The following is an 18433-nucleotide window of genomic DNA, read 5'->3' as shown; positions in this document are numbered from 1 at the left end:
ACTCAGGCAGAGCTCTGTACTGGATCTGTTGCGCGCATCAGGCCGTGGCAGGCGATTGCGGCGGCGGCCACGACGTTGAGGGAGTCGACGCCGGCGGCCATCGCGTCGGGGCTCATCGGGATGCACACCGCCTCGTCGGCCTCCTGGAGCCAGTGGGAGGACAGGCCGTCGCCTTCCGAGCCGAGGAGCAGGGCCACCCGGTCCGTGAGGCGGGCGCGGTCCATGGGGGTGGCGTGCTGGTCGGGGGTGAGGGCGAGGGTGTGGTAGCCGGCTTCGCGCAGGCGGGTCAGGCCCTCGAACCAGTCGTCCATGCGGGCGTACGGGATGGAGAAGACGGCGCCCATCGAGACCTTCACGGCGCGGCGGTAGAGGGGGTCGGCGCAGCGGGGTGACAGGAGGATGGCGCCTACGCCGAGGGCCGCCGCCGAGCGGAAGATGGCGCCGACGTTGGAGTGGTCGACCAGGTCCTCCAGGACGAGGATGCGGCGGGCCGGGCCTTTGAGGAGGGTGTCGACGGAAGGCAGGGGGAGGCGTTCCATGGAGGCGAGGGCGCCGCGATGCACCTGGAAGCCGGCGATGCCGGACATGAGCTCGTCGCTGACGACGTAGACGGTGGCGTCGCCGAGGACGTCCTGCAGCGGGGTGAGCCAGCGGCGGGTGGTCAGGACGGAGCGGATCGGGTAGCCGGCGCCGATGGCCCGCCTGATGACCTTCTCGCCCTCGGCGAGGAACAGGCCGCGCTCGGCCTCAAGACTCTTGCGCAGCTCGACGTCCCGCAGCCGGGTGTAGTCGGACAGGCGGGGGTCGTCGGGGTCGGTGACGTACTCAAGCACCTTCCGATACTGCCATGCGCCGCCTGACCTGCCAGACCAGCGCATAGCAGGCGAGGACCAGGCAGAGGCCGACCACGGTGCCCGCGCCGGTCTTGGTGATGACGCTGGCGATGCCGTGGCGGGGGCTGGGCTCGTCGATGAGCGGCCACACGAGGGCGCCGGCCAGCACGCCGAGCCCGGCCACGGACAGGACGGCGGCGCGGACGCGCGCGGGCAGGCGCAGCCGCTCGGGTACGGGCGCCGCCGCCATCCCGGACAGGCCCCGCCATCCCCACCAGATCACGACGGCGAGCCCGATGGCGGACGAGACGTACTGGAGGAGGCGGTAGAGGCTGATCACCCCCAGAACGCTCACCGACAGCCAGGCCCCCCATTCGATGACGCCGGTGGAGTGGGTGAAGGAGTCCCACAGGACGTGGGTAGCGGCCCCGGTCACGGCGCCGGCCGCCATGGGGAGCAGGCGCAGCCGCTCGGGGGCGAGGAGCGCGGCCCGCCCGGCGAGCGAGGCGGGCAGCAGCGCGATCAGCGGGTCGCGCAGCACGAGGTGGAAGAACGGCAGCAGGATGAGCACGGCGAGCGGGTCGATGGTGACGACGCCCAGCCAGGAGTGCCAGTCGCTGTAGTCGGGCAGGAACGGCAGGAAGAGCGGCAGGTCGGGCACCATGGCGCCGAACGCCAGCGCCCAGGGGTCGAGATATTTGCGGATCCGGGCCGACGGCCCGATGAGCGGTAAGACGGCGGCGATGTGGCTGGGCGTGAACGGCAACAGGACCTCCCCCTCATGATCGACCCCTCATTATGCGGGCGAACCTTGATCAGGCTTTGCCGCCGCCATTCCTCGTCACGCTCCGCAGTGGGTACGGTACGTATCGCTGTCGACGGCCGGATAAGCCGGAGTTCGGGGGTTCATGGTGCCTGATCAGCGGATTCATGAGCGTCCGGCCGCGTCAGCGGACTGGCTGCGCGCGGCCCGCGCCGCTCGTACGCTCTCGCTGGTCACGCTGGCCTGGCTGGGCGTGGAGAGCGCGCTCGGCCTGGCCGCGGGGCTCGCGGCGCACTCGGTCGCGCTGATCGGCTGGGGGCTGGCGGCCCTGGTGGAGGCGGCGGCGAGCCTGATCGTGGTGTGGCGGTTCACCGGCACGCGTACGCTGTCACCGCACGCGGAGCGCACGGCCCGCCGCGCGGTGGCGGTGAGCTTCTGGCTGCTGGCCCCCTACCTGGTCCTGCACGTGGCGCATGACCTGGACGCGGGGCATCGGGCGACGCCGAGCGTGCTGGGCATCGTGGTGACGGCGGTCAGCCTGGTCAGCATGCCGGCGCTGGGCCTGGCGAAGCGGCGGCTGGGGGCGCGGCTGGCGTCGGCGGCCACGTCGGGCGAGGGCACCCAGAACCTCATGTGCGCGGCCATGGCGGCCGGGGTGCTGGCCGGTTTGTACCTGAACACACTCGGGTGGTGGTGGGTCGATCCGGCGGTGGCGGTGCTCCTCGCGGCGGTCGCCGTACGCGAGGGGCGGCGCGCCTGGATCGGTCACACTTGTTGCCATTGATGGTCACCCTGCGTCATCGTCGCACCAAAAGGGCTGTTTTGCCACAGAGACCGCACCGAGTATCGTTCCCGGAGTATTGCGGAGCATCTCCCGCTAGGGTCTCCGGACGGTCTCTAAAACACCTAAGAGGACATCGTGGGGCGACACCGCACAGACGATCTCGATGGCGACTACAGAGCCGGCGAACCCGTCCCGCGCAGACGGCCGAGGAACGGCCGTGGCAGGGTGCTCGTCCCGCTGGCCGGCGCCGTCGCCATGGCCGTCCTGCTCGGTGTCGCGGCGTTCGTCATCTTCACCCGCGACCACGACTGCTCCGGCGGCAAGCTGCCGTTGAAGGTGGTCGCCGCCCCTGACATCCAGCCCGCGCTCAACAAGATCGCCGGCCGCTACAACAAGGCGCTGCACTCGATCGACGGCAGGTGCGTCGAGGTGACGGTGGCCAAGGAGGCATCGGCGCGGACCGCGAACGCGCTCGCGGCCGGCAAGGTCACCGCCGACTTCTGGGTGGCCGACTCCAGCCTGCTCATGGAGAGCATGCGCCAGACCCCGGCCGGTGAGGCGCTGCCGCAGGTGGAGGGGTCGATCGCGACGTCGCCCGTGGTGCTGGCGGCGGCCAAGTCGGCGGCCGGCAAGCTGTCGGGCGCGCTCCAGCCGAGCTGGACCTCGATGATCGCCGCCGCGAACGTGGCCAACGTGGACGGCCCCGGCAGGAAGGTCAGGGTGCTCGCCCTCGACCCGCAGAAGAACTCCGCCGGCCTCGCCGCGCTGCTGGCCGCGGCCGGCACGGCCAAGGAGGCCGGCCAGGACAAAGCGCTGGTGGGCGCGCTCAAGGAGCTGTCGGGCCAGCTCGCCGCCGACTCGAACGCGCTGCTGGCCAGCCTGACCGTCAAGCCGGGCAGCAAGGTGCCCGTGGGCGTCACCTCCGAGCAGGCCATCTACGCGCACAACAGCAAGAAGCCGGACGCGCCGGTCGTCGCCCTCTATCCCAAGGAGGGCACGCTCAGCCTCGACTACCCGGTGACGATCCTGACGAAGGACCCGGAGGTGCTGAAGGCCGCCGCGGACTTCAAGCAGGATCTGTCCTCGGAGTCGGCCAAGCGGACGCTGCGCGAGGCGGGCTTCCGCGGCACCGACGGCAAGCCGGGCGACGTGCTGGCGGAGGGCGACGGCTTCACCCAGGACACGCCGACCGCGCTGGACCCGCCGGACGGCGCGACCGTGGCGCGCATGGTGCAGACCTGGACCCGGCTGAACCTCGGCACCCGCCTGCTCACCCTGCTCGACGTCTCGGGCACGATGGCGCTGCCGGTGCCGGGCACCGGCATGACCCGCATGCAGGCCATCAACAAGATCGCCACCGAGGGGCTCGCGCTGTTCCCGGCCGGTTCCGAGATGGGCCTGTGGACGTTCTCCACGCACCTCGACGGCAAGGGCAAGGACTGGAGGGAGGACGTCCCGGTCGGGCCGCTCAGCGAGTCGATCGACGGCGCGCTCCGCAAGGAGGTGCTGGCCACGACGTTCGCGCAGATCAAGGCCAAGGCCACCGGTGACACCGGCCTGAACGACACCGTCAAGGCGGCCTACACCCAGCTCACCAAGACGTACAAGCAGGACAAGGTCAACACCCTGCTCATCCTCACCGACGGCGCCGGCAACGACGACCCGGACGGCGGCGTCAAGAACGCCGAGCTGCTGCAGTTCCTCAAGCAGACCTACAACCCGAAGCGGCCGATCAGCATCCTGCTCATCGCGTTCGGACCGGACGCCAAGAAGGGCAAGCGGCAGATGGAGGCGCTGGCCAAGGCGACGGGCGGCGAGGCGTACATCGCCGAGGACATCCTGCAGGTCCGTGACTTCTTCCTGCAGGGCATGGAACGCCGCCTCTGCACACCGAACTGCGACGGCTGACCCTTTCGCCCTTCATGCCCGTTGGGTATGGAGGGCGAACCGGTACGAACCAGGCCGCGTCCTCTCCGCGTGGGGCTCTAGTGCCCGTACTACCCGCGGGGAGGGAAATCCGTGCCTGGATGGCCGACCATCGATCGCGCCGACGACCAGGAGCTGATCGAGGCTCTGCGGCGTGCGGCCCCCGAAGCTCCCGCCACGCTCTACGACTCCTACGGCGAGCGCCTGTACGACTACGCCTACGCGATGGCCGCCGACCGCGACCTCGCCGCCGACTCCGTGCACGACGCGCTGGTCACCGCGCAGGGCTGCGTCGAGCGGCTGAAGGAGCCCGCCAAGCTGCGCGCCTGGCTGTACGCGCTGACCAGGTTCCAGGTACGCGCCCGCCTGGCCCACCGCCCCGGCACCCCGCCCGCCGGGCTGACGCTGCCCGACCCGGCCGAGCAGGACGACCCCGAGCTGGCGGACCTGGTGCACGAGACGCTGGGCGAGCTGCGCAGGGGCGAGCGCGAGGTGCTGGAGCTGTCGCTGCGCCACGGCTTGACCCCGGCGGAGGTCGGCGCGGTGCTCGGGCTGACCGGCCGCCAGTCGGCGAACCGGCTGAGCCGGGCCCGCGACCACCTGGAGATCGCGGCCGCGGCCGTCGTGCTGGCGCGGACCGGACGGGCGCACTGCCCCGACCTGTCGGCGATGGTGGACTCGTGGGAGGGCCCGCTGACCCCGCTGCTGCGGCGGCGGCTGTCGGGGCACATCGGCGGATGCGAGGTGTGCACGGAGGGGCGGCACCGGCAGGTCTCCGCGGCGCGGCTGCTGGACCTGGTGCCGGTGGCGTACCCCGGGATCTCGCTGCGCCGGCGGGTGATCGACACGTGCGTCAGCCCCGAGCTGGACCAGACGCGCGAGCTGATCAACGACCGCGGTGACAGCTTGGACCGCGCCGGATTCCCCGTGGTGGCCGAGTCGCATCCGCGCCGGCGCCGCTCGCGCCGCGTGGGTCCGCTCGTGCTGGCCGGCGCCTGCCTGCTGGCCGCGACGGGCGCGGTGGTGGTGATCAACGGCTCGAACGCCTCCGACGTCGGCACCGCGGCCCCCCGCCCGACCGTGACCACGCCGCCGCCCGTCGAGGAGAGCCCGGAGCCGACGGAGGACCTGGAGATCGACGAGGTCGAGCCGGCCCCGACGCCGTCGCCCAGCCGTACGCCGTCGGCGGCCCCGCCCTCGCGCGTGGCCTCACGACCCGCGGCTGGGCCGCCGAGGAGAAGACCCGCACCGCCGACGGCCACCCGCCGCCGCCCCGCGCCCAGCGCCCGGCTGGTCACCACATGCCCGCGGGCGATCACCGGTGCCGGCGAGATCGGGCTGCGGGCCCGCAACGCGGCGGTCTCCTGGGTGGCGACCGCCTCGCAGGGCCTGGACGTGGTCCCGGCCAGCGGTTCGATCAAGGCGGGGGCCGCCGCGACGGTCAGGGTGACGGTCGCCGACCCGTACGAGCCGGGCACCGGACGGGTCGCGTTCACCTCGAACGCGGGCACCGCCACGTGCGCGCTGTCCTGGCAGGGCGAGGAGCTCCCCGAGCCGCCGACCGACCAGCCGACGGCGAGCGAGGAACCGTCCCCCGTGCCCACGTCGGGGGTGGCCACCTCATCCGCCGATGAGACGGATGCCGAGGGCCTGCGCAAAGCAGAAGTCAACCCGCAGTAGATTGACAAATCTGATCGACAAACGGGTATAAATCGGACCCTGGCTCGAAGATCCTAGGCCACATAGGGCATTCTGGTGTGCTTGGGGACCGCTTCGGGGTGGGCGATCACTTGACCGTGTGCTGAAGGTCACACGAAAGACCCCGCCTGCCGGTAAACCGGCGCGCGTCGCCAAGCGTCGGCATTGACGTGTCCAGGCGCCGATTGGTCCCATGAATTGCGATCGTTCGGCGTCCTAACCAGCAAGGGCAGGAGAGAGACAGGAGATGCTCAAGCAGCACCGCAGAGCGCTGGCCTGGCTGGTCGCGCTCGCCTGCATCGCAGGAGCGGTCATCGCGCTGTTCGATATCGAGACACCGCTGCGCCCGTTCCTGATCTCCTTGTTCCTCCTGGTCGTGCCAGGAGCGGCAGTGGTGGGACTGTTGCGTGATCGTGACCCCCTTGCCGCACTCTCCGTGGGAGCAGCAGCGAGCCTTGTGCTCAACGTACTGCTCGCCCAGGCCATGCTGCTCTTCAACGCGTGGTCGCCCCGGGCCGGTGTCGCGACGGTCGCCGTGCTCGGTGGATTCATGTACGTGCTTCGGGTGTTGTACCGGGGGAAGAGCATGCAGACCGAACAGGGGGCCAGGGCAAGGTGAACATCCAGGTAGTCCGGCCCAGAGAACTCGGCGACTCCGAGCGCGCGCGCTGGCGTGAGCTGCAGAAGGCCGATCCGAGTCTGGACAACCCGTTCCTGTCGGTCGAATTCGCCGTGGCGATGGATCGTCTGCGCGACTACGTGAGGGTGGCGGTCATCTCCGACGGAGGCCGCATCGTCGGGTTCTTCCCGTACGAGCGGCACAGCTTCGGCATCGGCAAACCCCTCGGCGGCTTCCTCACCACCTGCCACGGCCTGATCTCGGTCCCCGACCTCAAGCTCGACGCCAAGGCCCTGCTGCGGGCCTGCAAGCTCAGCGTGTTCGACTTCGACCACCTCGTGGCCGGGCAGCCGACGTTCACCGCGTACGAGGCCGACGTCAGGCCCGCGCCCGTGATGGACTTCACCGCCGGCTTCGACGCCTGGCTGGAGCAGGTCAAGTCCAACTCGCCCAAGAACCTCAAGACGGTCAGGTACAAGGAACGCAAGCTCGGCAGGGAGCACGGCGAGCTGCGCCTGGAGTGGGCCTCGCCCGACCCCGAGGTGCTGCGCACCCTGCTGGCGTGGAAGTCCGACCAGTATCGAAGAACCGGCCGGGTGGACAGATTCGCCCAGCCGTGGATCGTCGAGCTGACCGACATGATGCATGCCGAGAACTCATCGGACTTCGCGGGCGTGCTGACCATGCTTTATGCCGGTGACGTGCCGGTAGCCGGGCATTTCGGCCTCCGTACGGCGACCACGCTTGTAGGGTGGTTCCCCGCCTACGACACCGAGTTCGGCCGCTATTCGCCGGGCATCGTGCACCATCTCCAGATGGCCGAGGCCGCCGCGAACGCCGGCCTGCACATGGTGGACATGGGCAAGGGCGGCAAGGAGTACAAGGACTGGCTCAAGAGCGGCGTCCTGTACGTCGCCGAAGGCCGCATCTCACGGCCGTCGCCGTCGGCGGCGGTCCACTGGATGGGCCGAACTCCTTTCAACAAGGCCCGAACAATTGTCATGGACCGGCCGTCTCTCTATAGGGCGGCCGACCGAGTGCTCAAGGGCTTCGGTCGGGTGCGCACCTCGATGCAACATCAGGAGCCATCCAATGCGGTAAGTCAGGAACCAACGGGAGCACGTTAGACCGCTCCCGGGCAAGACCCCCCGGCACAGCACCAACACCCTCACTCCACTGGATCCACCGATGCATCATTCGCCGGTTTCACCGTTCCCGCAGCACCCGGGGAGGGTCCGTGCCAGGCGCGTGATGCGGGTCCCGGAAGGAATTCCCTCGCTATGAGTCCCGAGATAACCAAGCACAACGGCAAGGTCCACTCCGCACCCCTGCGGTCGATGCCTCCGCCCTCCAGCTTCACGCCGGTCACTCCGCACCTGGCCATCTCCCCGACGGTCAGCGTGGTCGTGCCGGCGATGAACGAAGCCGAGAACCTCCCTCATGTGTTCGCCACCATCCCCCAGTGGGTGGACGAGATCGTGCTCGTCGACGGCAATTCCGTCGACGACACCGTGGCCGTCGCCAAGCGGCTGCGGCCCAACGTCAAAGTGGTGACCCAGACGGGCAAGGGCAAGGGCGACGCCCTGGCCGCCGGTTTCGACGCGTGCACCAGCGACATCATCGTGATGATCGACGCCGACGGCTCCACCGACGGCCGCGAGATCATCAACTTCGTGGGCGCGCTGGTCACGGGCGCCGACTTCGTCAAGGGCTCGCGCTACGCGGCCGGCGGCGGCAGCGACGACCTGACGCTCAACCGCCGCCTCGGCAACAAGATCCTCACGGGGATCGTCAACGTGATGTACCGCACCCAGTACACCGACCTCTGCTATGGCTACAACGCGTTCTGGGCGCGCCACCTGGACGTGCTCGACCTCGACTGCGACGGCTTCGAGGTGGAGACCCTGATGAACGTGCGGGCCGCCAAGGCCGGGCTGAAGGTGCACGAGGTGCCGAGCCACGAGCGCAATCGCATCCACGGCGAGAGCAACCTGCACGTCGTACGGGACGGCTTCCGCGTGCTCAAGACCATCCTGAAGGAGTGGCGTCGCCAGCCCACTCCCCCTCAGCCTGAGCCCGCCGCCACTCCCGCCGCTGATCGAGGCGTCGCTTAAAAAAGGATCTCTGTGAACACGTCTGTTGTCATCTGCGTCTACACCGAGGAGCGGTGGGAGGACATCAGGCAGGCAGTCGAGTCGGTCGAGAACCAGACGCGCCCGGCACACGAGCTGATCCTGGTGGTCGATCACAACCCCGACCTGCATCTCAAGCTCAAGCGCGAGTACCCGCAGGCCATCGTGGTGGAGAACACGCACGAGCAGGGGTTGTCCGGTGGCAAGAACACCGGTGTGGCCACGGCCAACGGTGAGATCGTCGCGTTCCTCGACGACGACGCCGTCGCCGATCCCGGGTGGCTGGAGGCTTTGGAGGAGGGCTTCCAGGAACCCGGTGTCGTGGGCGTGGGCGGCCGCACCGACCCCTTGTGGGCGTCGGGGCGGCGGCCCTCGTGGTTCCCGTACGAGTTCGACTGGACGGTCGGCTGCACCTACCGCGGCATGCCCGCGGTCAGGGCGCCGATCCGCAACGTCATGGGCGGCAACGCCGCCTTCCTGCGCGACGCGGTGTCCGAGGTGGGCGGTTTCCACAGCGGCATCGGCCGCAGCGTGCAAGGACGCAAGTCGCGCCCGCTGGGGTGCGAGGAGACCGAGTTCTGCATCAGGCTCTCGCAGCGCAAGCCGGGCTCGGTCATGCTCTTCGAGCCGCGCGCGGTGATCGGGCACAAGGTGTCCACACAGCGTGAGAGGTTCTCGTACTTCAGGTCCAGGTGTTACGCGGAAGGGCTGTCGAAGGCGCTGGTGACCCGCGAGGTCGGCACCCAGGACGGGCTGTCGAGCGAGCGGGCGCACGCCATGAAGACGCTGCCGCTCGGCGCGCTGCGCGGGGTCGGCGAGGCCCTGCGCGGTGACCTGGGCGGGCTCGGCAGGGCCGCCGCCATCGTCATCGGGCTGGCCTGGACGACCTGGGGTTACGTCGTCGGTTCCGTACGGCTGAAAGTGGCACGATCATGACTCGAGTACCGATCCTGATGTACCACTCGGTCACCGACACGCCCAACGACGACACCAAGCCGCACGCCGTGCGGCCGTCCGACCTGGCCGAGCAGCTCGCCTACCTGAAGGAGAGCGGCTTCACCCCGCTCACCCTGGGCGATCTGGTGGCCGCGCTCAACAAGAACAACGGCCGCTCGATGCCGGACAAGCCGATCGTGGTGACGTTCGACGACGGGTACGCCGACTTCCACAGCCACGCACTGCCGCTGCTGGACCGCTACAACTTCCCGGCCACGGTCTTCCTGACCAGCGGCTGGGTCTCCGACGCGGGCAAGGAGGCCGCGGGCCGGCCCCTGGACGACATGCTGTCCTGGGGCCAGGCCCGCGAGGCCGCGCAGACCGGCATCGAGATCGGCGGCCACAGCCACAGCCATCCGCAGCTCGACCAGCTCCGCATCGAGGACCTGCGGCAGGAGCTGCGCAGGAACAAGGGCCTGCTGGAGGAGAAGATCGGCGCGCCGGTCGCCACCATGGCCTACCCGTACGGGTACTCCAGCGCCCGCGTACGCCGTGAAGTGCGCAAAGCCGGATACTTTGCTGCTTGCGCCGTGAGCAACACGATCGCCGCCGATCGTCACGACATGCTCGCCATCCCCCGGTTGACGGTCGGCAAGGGCACGACCATCAACATGTTCAAGCGCGCCGTCGAAGGCACCGCCGTACCTCTCATCTACCTGCGCGAGCGCATCCTCACCAAGGGGTACGCGGTCGTGCGCAGGACGAGGTACGGGCTGCAGCGGGTGCGCGGAAATGTCTAGGGTCTGGGCGAGGGTCGTCACCGATCTGCGCAACCCGTTGTTCCGGCAGGGCTACGCGCTGATGGCCAACACGGTCATCACCGGCGTGCTCGGCATGGGCTACTGGCTGCTCGCCGCCCACTTCTACACGCCTGAGGAGTTCGGCCGCGGCCAGGCGGTGATCACCGCGATGCGGCTGTTCGCCTCGCTGACGGCGCTGGGCTTCGTGGGCGCGCTGGCCCGCTTCCTGCCGATCGCCGGCCGCCGCACGCCCGAGCTGATCCTGCGCGGGTACGGCCTGGCCGCCGCCACCGGCGGGGTCGCCGCGGTCGGCTTCCTGCTGACGCTGCCCTTGTGGGGCAAGACGTACTCCGTGCTCGCCGGGTTCGGGCCCGGCCTGTTCTTCCTGGGGTCCGTGGTCGTGTGGGCGGTCTTCACGCTCCAGGACGTCGTGCTGACCGGGCTGCGCAGGGCTCCGTTCGTGCCGCTGAACAACCTGGTCTTCGGCCTGGTCAAGATGGGCCTGCTGGTGGCGCTCGCCGGGGCGCTGCCCTCCGGCGGGATCTTCGTCTCGTGGGTCATCCCGACCGCGCTGGCGCTGATCCCGGTGCAGTGGCTGATCTTCGGCGTGGTCGTACGCCGGCACGTCCGCGAGTCGGACCCCGTGAAGGAGCCGCCCAGGCTGCGCGAGGTCGGCCGCTTCCTGGCCGGTGACTTCCCCGGCACGCTGTCCATCCTGGCCATCGTCTACCTGGTGCCCGTGGTGGTGGCGACGCAGGTGGGCGAGGCCACGTTCGGCCGCTTCTCGATGGCGCACACGCTGGCCAGCATGATCGAGCTGCTGGCCATGAACATGGCGGTGTCGCTGACCGTCGAGGGCTCCTTCGACCGGGCGGCGCTGGCGGAGAACTGCCGGCGGGCGCTGCGGCGGGCGTTCATGATCGTGGTGCCGATCATCACGGTCGCGGTGCTGGGTGCGCCGCTGATCCTGCGGATCTTCGGCTCCGAGTTCGCCGAGGAGGGCACGTTGCTGCTGCGCCTGATGGCGCTGGCGGTGCTGCCCCGGGTGCTGATCGAGGTGTACCTGAGTGCGCTGCGCGCGCAGAGCCAGGCGCGGACGCTGGCGATCGTGCAGATCGGGCTGGCCGTGCTGGTGCTGGTGTCCACGCTGCTGCTCTTCCCGTACTTCGGGGTGAACGCGGTCGGGTACGGTCTGCTGGTCAGCGAGGTGCTCGTCGCACTTGTGATCTTTGGAAATCTCCGCAAGATTCTCAAAGTGGACGAAACTGGTCGGTCGCCTGTCACCCAGGGGTCATCCGGGGCCGCATGATGGTCAACGTGAGGCAACGGGACGGCGATGGCAAGACCACGGGGACCAGCTCCCCGGACGTTCGTGGTGACAAGGAGGAGTCGGACGTGCCCTTCGATCCGGACGCTACGGGAGTCATCCCGAAGCTGACGTTCGAGCCCCCGTCCGGTGAGGGCCCGAACGCGGCCGAGGAGGCCCCGAAGGGCGCCGACGGCGAGGGCACCGAGACCGAGGGCACCGAGGAGAAGGGCTCCACGGACAAGGGCGCTGCGGACAAGGACGCTGCGGACAAGGGCGCTGCGGACGAGGGCGGCCCCGACGCGGAAACGACCACGGCGATCCGGCTCCCCCTCCCGCTGCCCGCCCCTGACACCCACACCACCGACACGAACCCGGCGGGCGTCAAACCCCCGGTCGTCGCGGAGCCTCCGAAGCCGCCGGCCTCCGACGCCGGCGAGGAGGTCGGGGGCACGCAGCCCATGAAGGTGCGGCCCGCCACGCCACCGAAGCCCGCCGACGCACCCAAACCCGCCGACGCGCCCAGCACGACGAGCGCCACGACCGAAGGCGCCCCTTCCGGCATGCCACCCGCCGGCGGGGCGGCCGCGCCGTCCGGCGGCGCGCCGGCCGCCTCCCAGGCGCCCGGTGGGGCGCGGAGCCTGGCGGACCTCGTGCAGCCGATGACCGTCCCCGGGCCGCCCGGTGGCGGGGTGGCGGTGCAGAGCCCGCCGGTGAGCAGCCCGCCGGTGAGCAGCCCGCCGCTCCCTCAGCAGGCGCCCTACGGCGGGCCCCAGCGGCAGCAGGCGCCCAAGAAGGGGATCGGGGCGCGGCTGGGGGCGCTGGTCGCCAGCGCGCCCAAGTGGCTGCCCGTCCTGCTGGTCCTTGAGGGCCTCGTCATGTACATCCTCGCGCTCAAGGTGCCCCCTGGGCCCTGGCGTGGGGTCGATCCCGCCGACATCGACGGGCTCGGACTGATCTCGGCGCTGCCGGCGACGGCGTTCATCGCCATCCTGATCATGATCGTGTCGTTCTTCGTCACGGTCTCCCAGAGCACCGACCGCAAGTTCCTGCTGCTGTTCCAGATCGCCGCCATCACGTTCGCCCTGCACGGCGCGGGCGCGCTGGTGGCCGACGAGCCGCGCTTCCCCACGGCGTACATCCATGCCGGTTTCGTGGAGTTCATCGGCAGGACCGGCGAGACCGCGATCAACATCGACGCCCGCATGGGCTGGCCGGGCTTCTTCGCGCTGTTCGCCTTCGTGACGAAGGCGGCCGGCATCAGCGACATGACGACGATCCTGCAGTGGACGCCGCTGCTGTCGAACCTGCTCTACCTGCTGCCGTTCGTGCTGATCCTGCGCCAGGTGGTGGCGACGACGCGGGCCAGGTGGTTCGCGGCGCTGCTGTTCGTGCTGGTGCAGTGGATCGGCCAGGACTACTTCTCCCCGCAGGGCTTCACGTTCGCCCTCTATCTGGCGTTCGTGGCGATCCTGCTGCGCTGGTTCGGCCGGGTGGAGCAGCGGACGAAGCCGGTGCCGCCCAAGGGCCTGCGCAAGTGGATCGGCAAGCTGGACGCGATGACGCCGGGCGAGCTGGCCAACACCGGCACGTTCCGCGCCGACAAGCTGCTGATGCTGATGCTGCTCATCGCGCTGTTCCTGGCGTCGGTGGCCTCGCATCAGATCACGCCGTTCATGATGCTGGGCGTGGTGACGGCGTTCCTGCTGTTCAAGCGGACGACGCTGACGTGGGCGCTGCCGTTCTTCCTCGGCCTGATCGTGCTGGCCTGGATCAGCTACCTGACGGTCGGCTTCTGGGCCAGCCAGATCGACACGATCTTCGGCGGCCTCGGCAACATCCTGCAGAACCTGCGCAGCAACACCGGTGACCGCATCGAGGGCACGGACCCGGCGCACGCGATGGTGCTGCAGGCCCGTCTCGGCATCCTCGCGGTGATCCTGGCCTGCGCGGCGGCCGGGTTGTTGCGCCGGCTGCGGCGCGGGGTGTTCGACCGCTCCGCGCTGATCCTGCTCTGCGTGCCGGTGCTGGCACTCGGCCTGCAGAGCTACGGCGGTGAGATCGGGCTGCGCATCTACATGTTCGCGCTGCCGGGCGCGTGCCTGCTGGCCGCGTACGCGTTCTTCCCGAACCTGCCGGCCGACAGCGCGGACGTGCGCGAGGAGACGGTGCCGCTGCGCAAGCGCAACGTGCGCTTCAACCCGCAGCTCACCAAGCGGATCTCGCTGGTGCTCGCGGCGTGCTTCGCGGTGGTGTTCGCGATGGCGTTCCTGCTGGCGAGGTACGGCAACGAGAAGTTCGAGCGGGTCACCACCGGCGAGGTGGCGGCGCTGCACTACGTCTACGACCACGACAAGCCGAGCGCCCGCGTGCTCTACCTGGTGCCGAAGGAGGGCCCCGAGGTCACGCCGACGCTGCCGTGGGGCGAGCGGGACATCGAGCGGGTGAGCTTCTCCGAGCAGGCGCTGGTGTTCAAGGACCCGTCCAAGATCGAGAACGCGGTGGCGAAGCTCAAGAGCGCGCCGCGTAACTCGTACCTGATGGTGAGCCGGGGCCAGGTGAGCTACCTGCAGCTCAACGAGGGCTTCCCGGCCGACTGGGGCGAACGGTTCCGCGCGGCCCTGGACAAGTCACCCGACGTCAAGCGGGTCTACGCCAACCAGGACGCGGCGCTTTACACGTGGAAGAAGTTCGTCAGAGGCACCGAGATCCCGGAGCCGAACCCGTACGAGGGCAGGGGCGACCCGACCTCGCCGTGGACGCCGGTGGGCATCGCCGCGCTGGCGGTGACGTGGGTGGCGCTCTTCAGCTACGAGATCATCCGCCTCAACGGCCCCAACCGGGCGCCGCGGGCCCGCAAACGCCTGTTGTTCCTGGCCGTGCCGGCGTTCGCGGTCGCGCTGGCGGTGATCGTGGAGAGATTCCTCTACATCGCGGCGAACAACTGAGCGGCGTAGTACCTGAGGGGTACGTTCCTGGTCCACTCCGTGGCGTGACGACGATGACGGGGGGCGCTTCGTAGCTTCGGCTGCATGCGCTTCCCGTTTCGCCGCAGCCTGCTCATCGCGTCTCTAACGGTCTCCTTAGCGGCTCCGCTGTCCAGTGCCGAGGTTCCCGCTCCCGAGCCCGTCCAGCCGCCTTCAGGGCTGTCCGAGGCCCGTTACGCCGCCGTCCGGCAGGGCATCCTGGCGGCCGAGCGGATGGCGGCCGGGCACGGGCATCGGCGCCGTGCGGAGGTGCTGCGGGCGATGGCCGATCCCGCGCGGCGGTTCCTGTTCTTCGACGGGCGGGACGGCGGCAGGGCGGCGGAGGTGTTCGGCGATCCGGCCACGGCCGAGCGGGTCGCGGTGCTGGTGCCGGGCTCCGACACGAGCCTCGACCGGTACGGGCGGCTGCGTTCCGGTGCTTCTGCCCTTGCTTCTGCCCTGCACGAGGAGCTGGGCGGGCGGGCGGCGGTGGTCGCGTGGCTGGGGTATCGGACGCCCGGCACGTACGAGGCCGCTCTGCTCACCCCCGACCGGGCCGACGCGGCGGCGCCCGCGCTGCGGGCCCTGGTGGACGAGCTGGGGCCGGCCCGGGTGTCGCTGCTGTGCCACTCGTACGGCGCCGTGGTCTGCGGGCGGGCCGCTCCTGATCTGGACGGGGTGGCGAGCATCGTCCTGTTCGGCGCTCCCGGCACCGGCACCACCGGCCCGCTGGGCACCCAGGCCCCGGTGTGGGCGGCCAGGGCCGGCGGCGACTGGATCGCCCGCGTGCCGCACGCCCGGTTCGACCTGCCGTTCGTCACGCTGGGCCTGGGACTCGACCCGGTCGATCCGGCGGCCGGGACGCGCGTCTTCCCCGCCGGGGACGGCGGGCACAGCGACTACCTGCGGCCCGGCTCCCCGGCGTTGCGTGCCATCGCGCGGATCGTCTCCGGCGATGCGTGAGCTCCTCGAGCGCGTCGAGCGCGCCACCCCGGCGGGGCGGGACCGGGCCGTGGACGGGTTGCGCGCGCTCGCCATCGGCGGCGTGGTGCTCGGCCACTGGCTGGTGACGGCCCTGGTCGCCGACTCCGGCACGCTGCGCGGTGCGAGCCCGCTGAGCGCGCTGCCGCAGCTGGCCCCGGCGTCCTGGCTGTTCCAGACCTTGTCGGTGTTCTTCCTGGTGGGCGGGCTGGTCGCGGCGCGCGGCTGGGCCCGCTCCACCGAGCGCTACCGCGTGTGGCTCGGCCGGCGGCTGGCGCGCCTGTTCGGACCGGTCGTCACCGTGGTCGCCGTGTGGACGGTGGCCGCCGTGACCATGCTGGCCTCCGGGGTCTCCCTGGACGTCGTGCTCGCCCTGGCCAGGCTGGTCTGGTCGCCGCTGTGGTTCCTGCTGGTCTTCGCGGCACTCACGGCCCTGACCCCCCTGGCCACCAAGTCAGTCTCACTCAGGACCGCGACAGCACCGCCCAGGCAATCCCCCGCTCCCACCACGACAGCACCGACCCAACCGGCCCTCGCCCCGACCGCGACGGCGCCGACCCGGCAGATCCCCACCCCGACCACAACGGCACCGACCCAGCAGGCCCCCGCCCCCACCACGTCGGCATCGGTCCGGCGGGCCCCTGCCGTGACCGTGGCGGTGCTGGTGGTCGTGGTCGCGCTGGTCGATGTGGGCCGGTTCTGGGCGGGTGGGCCTGGGTGGCTGGGGTGGGTGAATGTGGTGGCGGGGTGGTTGGTGCCGTACTGCCTCGGGGTGTCCTGGGCGGGTGGGATGCCGTCCCGGCGTACGGGGTGGGGCCTGCTGCTGGGCGGCGGCGCAGCCACCGTCGCGCTCGTGCTCGCAGCCGGTTATCCGGCCTCGATGGTGGGTGTGCCGGGGGCGGCGGTGTCCAACCTCGATCCGCCCACGCCGGCCGTCGTCATGTTCGGGCTGGCGCAGTGCGGGGCGGCGCGGCTGCTGGCCGATCCGTTACGCCGGGCGCTGCGCCGCCCCCTGGCCTGGGCCGCCGTCGCCCTGGTGAACGTGCACGCGATCACGATCTTCCTGTGGCACCAGACCGCGATGATCGCCGTGACGGCGCTCGGCCTGCTGACCGGCCGGGTGCTGCCCGGCCTGCACACCGCCCCTGAGTCGGCGGCCTGGGTGGCGGCCAGGCTGACCTGGCTGCCGGCGTTCGGGGCGGTGCTGGTGGCGTGCTGCGCGCTGGCGGGGGTCAGGCGCCGCCGCGCCCCGACCACTTGATCTCGTACGGCCGCAGGCTGACCTGACGCCCGTCCACGGTGGCCGTGACGCTCCGGTCGCTGGTGTTGACCATGACGAGTTGCTGCTCCTGCCCGATCGCCTTGACCTTGGGGTCGGACGAGCTCACCTCCTCGGCCTTCACCCCGGCGGGGAACCACCGGGTGAAGCCGCTGAGCAGCCCCGCCATGGGCATCTCACCGCCGACCTTGGGCGCCCAGAGGCAGCCGGGGCACTCGCCCTCGCCGTCCTGCTGGGGGTTCCAGTAGAGGGCGGTGGTGACGCCGCTCTTGACGAACTCCATCAGCGCGCTCGCCTGCACGGCCGTGCGCTTGTCCTCGCTCCATCCGGAGTTCTCCGGCTCGACGTACCACTCGGCCCACCACACCGGCTTGTCGCCGCTCTTCTGCCGCAGCCAGGTGGTGATCGCGCTGAACTTGGCCTGCGCGCTGAAGTCGTCGGGCACGTTGCCCTTGTCGCTGGTCATGGAGGCGCCGTCGACCACGATGAAGTCGGCGCCCTTGTTGTGCTCGATCCAGTATTCGATGGCGTCGAGCGCCCGCTGGTCGACGGTGCCCCAGGGCCCGGTCAGCTCCGACGGCCCGGTGCCCGACAGGGTGCCGATCGGCACGTAGGGCCCGCCGACCTTGATCTGGGGATCGACCTTCTTCAGCGCGTCGTAGACCTTGTTGTACAGCTCGGTGTAGCCCTCGGCGTCCCAGCGGTTGGTGTCGGCGTTCCAGAAGCCCTTGAACTCGTTCCAGACCATGTAGTGCTTGACCGTCGGGTACTGCTTCGCCACCCGCGCGGCGAGCTTGGCGAAGTCGTCGAAGTGCTCCTTCTTGGGCGCGACCGTGTGGTTCTTGCTCCAGTCGGTGCGGCCGGCCTGCCCGCCCTTCATCCAGTCGGGGGCGCAGCACAGCGTGATGACCGGCATCGCTCGCGAGGACGCCATGAACGTCAGCCGCCGGTCGAGGTCGCGGAAGTTGAACTGCCCGGGGCTCGGCTCGGGGTTGCCCACGCCCCAGCCCATGATGTGCTGGTTCTGCAGCATGGGGACCCGGCCGAGCACGCCTCTCGCCTGCTCGGCGACGTGCTCCGGCTCGTTGTCGGCGCTGAACTGGGTGTGGGTGATGCCCCAGCGCGGCCACTTGTCGAACGCGGGCGGCGCTTCCAGCGTGGGGGCGGGCTGGGTGGGCACGGACGTGGCGACGTCGCTGCCCTTGAACTCGGTGCGGGCCTGAGTGCGGATGGCGGCGTAGATCATGATGCCCGCCACCAGCACGACCGCGAGCGCGCCCGCCCCGATCGCGATCGGCCACGGCGATCGCCTGCGCGCGTGTCGGCCCTCGGTCGGAATCACTGAACGCTCCTCATCCTCACGAGATGTTAGGGGGAACAACGAACCTACAAGGTCCGGAAAGTGACGAG

15 protein-coding genes are annotated in these 18433 nt (G+C 70.4%); 12 read left to right on the top strand and 3 right to left on the bottom strand.

Features of this window, described 5'->3' with window-relative positions:
* Positions 1–2 precede the first annotated feature (2 nt).
* Positions 3–878 carry an RNA methyltransferase gene (locus AB0K28_RS16390; RefSeq protein WP_364370174.1) on the bottom strand — a complete coding sequence of 292 codons (876 nt, stop codon included), beginning with the start codon at positions 876–878 and terminating at the stop codon, positions 3–5.
* Positions 826–1599 carry a DUF4184 family protein gene (locus tag AB0K28_RS16385; protein ID WP_364370171.1) on the bottom strand — a complete coding sequence of 258 codons (774 nt, stop codon included), beginning with the start codon at positions 1597–1599 and terminating at the stop codon, positions 826–828. The genes AB0K28_RS16390 and AB0K28_RS16385 overlap by 53 nt, the downstream gene beginning before the upstream one ends.
* 142 nt (positions 1600–1741) lie before the next feature.
* Here AB0K28_RS16385 and AB0K28_RS16380 point away from each other — a divergent pair, with 142 nt between their 5' ends.
* The 12 genes from AB0K28_RS16380 (at position 1742) to AB0K28_RS16325 (ending at position 17005) form a co-directional block, all read left to right on the top strand.
* Positions 1742–2380, top strand: a complete 639-nt coding sequence (locus AB0K28_RS16380; protein ID WP_364370168.1) for a hypothetical protein — start codon at positions 1742–1744, stop codon at positions 2378–2380.
* Between the two features lie 225 nt (positions 2381–2605).
* Positions 2606–4288 carry a substrate-binding domain-containing protein gene (locus AB0K28_RS16375; protein ID WP_345388781.1) on the top strand — a complete coding sequence of 561 codons (1683 nt, stop codon included), beginning with the start codon at positions 2606–2608 and terminating at the stop codon, positions 4286–4288.
* 111 nt (positions 4289–4399) lie between these two features.
* Positions 4400–5986, top strand: a complete 1587-nt coding sequence (locus AB0K28_RS16370; RefSeq protein ID WP_364370166.1) for a sigma-70 family RNA polymerase sigma factor — start codon at positions 4400–4402, stop codon at positions 5984–5986.
* A 265-nt stretch (positions 5987–6251) separates the two neighbouring features.
* The gene (locus tag AB0K28_RS16365) at positions 6252–6623 is read left to right on the top strand and encodes a hypothetical protein (RefSeq protein WP_355418680.1); all 372 of its coding nucleotides are present in this window, start codon (positions 6252–6254) and stop codon (positions 6621–6623) included.
* Entirely contained in the window at positions 6620–7750 is a 1131-nt protein-coding gene (locus tag AB0K28_RS16360) for a GNAT family N-acetyltransferase (RefSeq protein ID WP_364370163.1), read from the top strand. The genes AB0K28_RS16365 and AB0K28_RS16360 overlap by 4 nt, the downstream gene beginning before the upstream one ends.
* Before the next feature lie 153 nt (positions 7751–7903).
* Complete coding sequence (locus AB0K28_RS16355) at positions 7904–8737, top strand: glycosyltransferase family 2 protein (RefSeq protein ID WP_364370160.1); 834 nt, start codon at positions 7904–7906, stop codon at positions 8735–8737.
* Positions 8738–8749: 12 nt separating this feature from the next.
* Entirely contained in the window at positions 8750–9691 is a 942-nt protein-coding gene (locus AB0K28_RS16350; RefSeq protein ID WP_345388791.1) for a glycosyltransferase family 2 protein, read from the top strand.
* Positions 9688–10491 carry a polysaccharide deacetylase family protein gene (locus tag AB0K28_RS16345; RefSeq protein ID WP_364370157.1) on the top strand — a complete coding sequence of 268 codons (804 nt, stop codon included), beginning with the start codon at positions 9688–9690 and terminating at the stop codon, positions 10489–10491. Before AB0K28_RS16350 ends, AB0K28_RS16345 begins: the two co-directional genes overlap by 4 nt.
* On the top strand, positions 10484–11800 hold the full coding sequence (locus tag AB0K28_RS16340; protein ID WP_345388795.1) for a polysaccharide biosynthesis C-terminal domain-containing protein: 1317 nt from the start codon (positions 10484–10486) through the stop codon (positions 11798–11800). Before AB0K28_RS16345 ends, AB0K28_RS16340 begins: the two co-directional genes overlap by 8 nt.
* 86 nt (positions 11801–11886) lie before the next feature.
* The gene (locus AB0K28_RS16335; RefSeq protein ID WP_364370155.1) at positions 11887–14745 is read left to right on the top strand and encodes a hypothetical protein; all 2859 of its coding nucleotides are present in this window, start codon (positions 11887–11889) and stop codon (positions 14743–14745) included.
* A gap of 84 nt (positions 14746–14829) precedes the next feature.
* On the top strand, positions 14830–15726 hold the full coding sequence (locus AB0K28_RS16330; protein ID WP_364370152.1) for an alpha/beta hydrolase: 897 nt from the start codon (positions 14830–14832) through the stop codon (positions 15724–15726).
* The gene (locus AB0K28_RS16325) at positions 15719–17005 is read left to right on the top strand and encodes an acyltransferase family protein (protein ID WP_364370149.1); all 1287 of its coding nucleotides are present in this window, start codon (positions 15719–15721) and stop codon (positions 17003–17005) included. The genes AB0K28_RS16330 and AB0K28_RS16325 overlap by 8 nt, the downstream gene beginning before the upstream one ends.
* Here AB0K28_RS16325 and AB0K28_RS16320 read toward each other — a convergent pair.
* A complete protein-coding gene (locus tag AB0K28_RS16320; protein WP_364370146.1) occupies positions 16977–18365 on the bottom strand; it encodes a xylan 1,4-beta-xylosidase in 1389 nt (462 codons plus the stop codon). The two genes, AB0K28_RS16325 and AB0K28_RS16320, sit on opposite strands and share 29 nt — an antisense overlap.
* Positions 18366–18433: the final 68 nt, after the last annotated feature.

Origin of the sequence: Nonomuraea sp. NPDC049504 (assembly GCF_040676845.1) — a bacterium.
Classification (GTDB): domain Bacteria; phylum Actinomycetota; class Actinomycetes; order Streptosporangiales; family Streptosporangiaceae; genus Nonomuraea; species Nonomuraea salmonea.
This window is presented reverse-complemented; position numbering and strand designations above follow the sequence as displayed.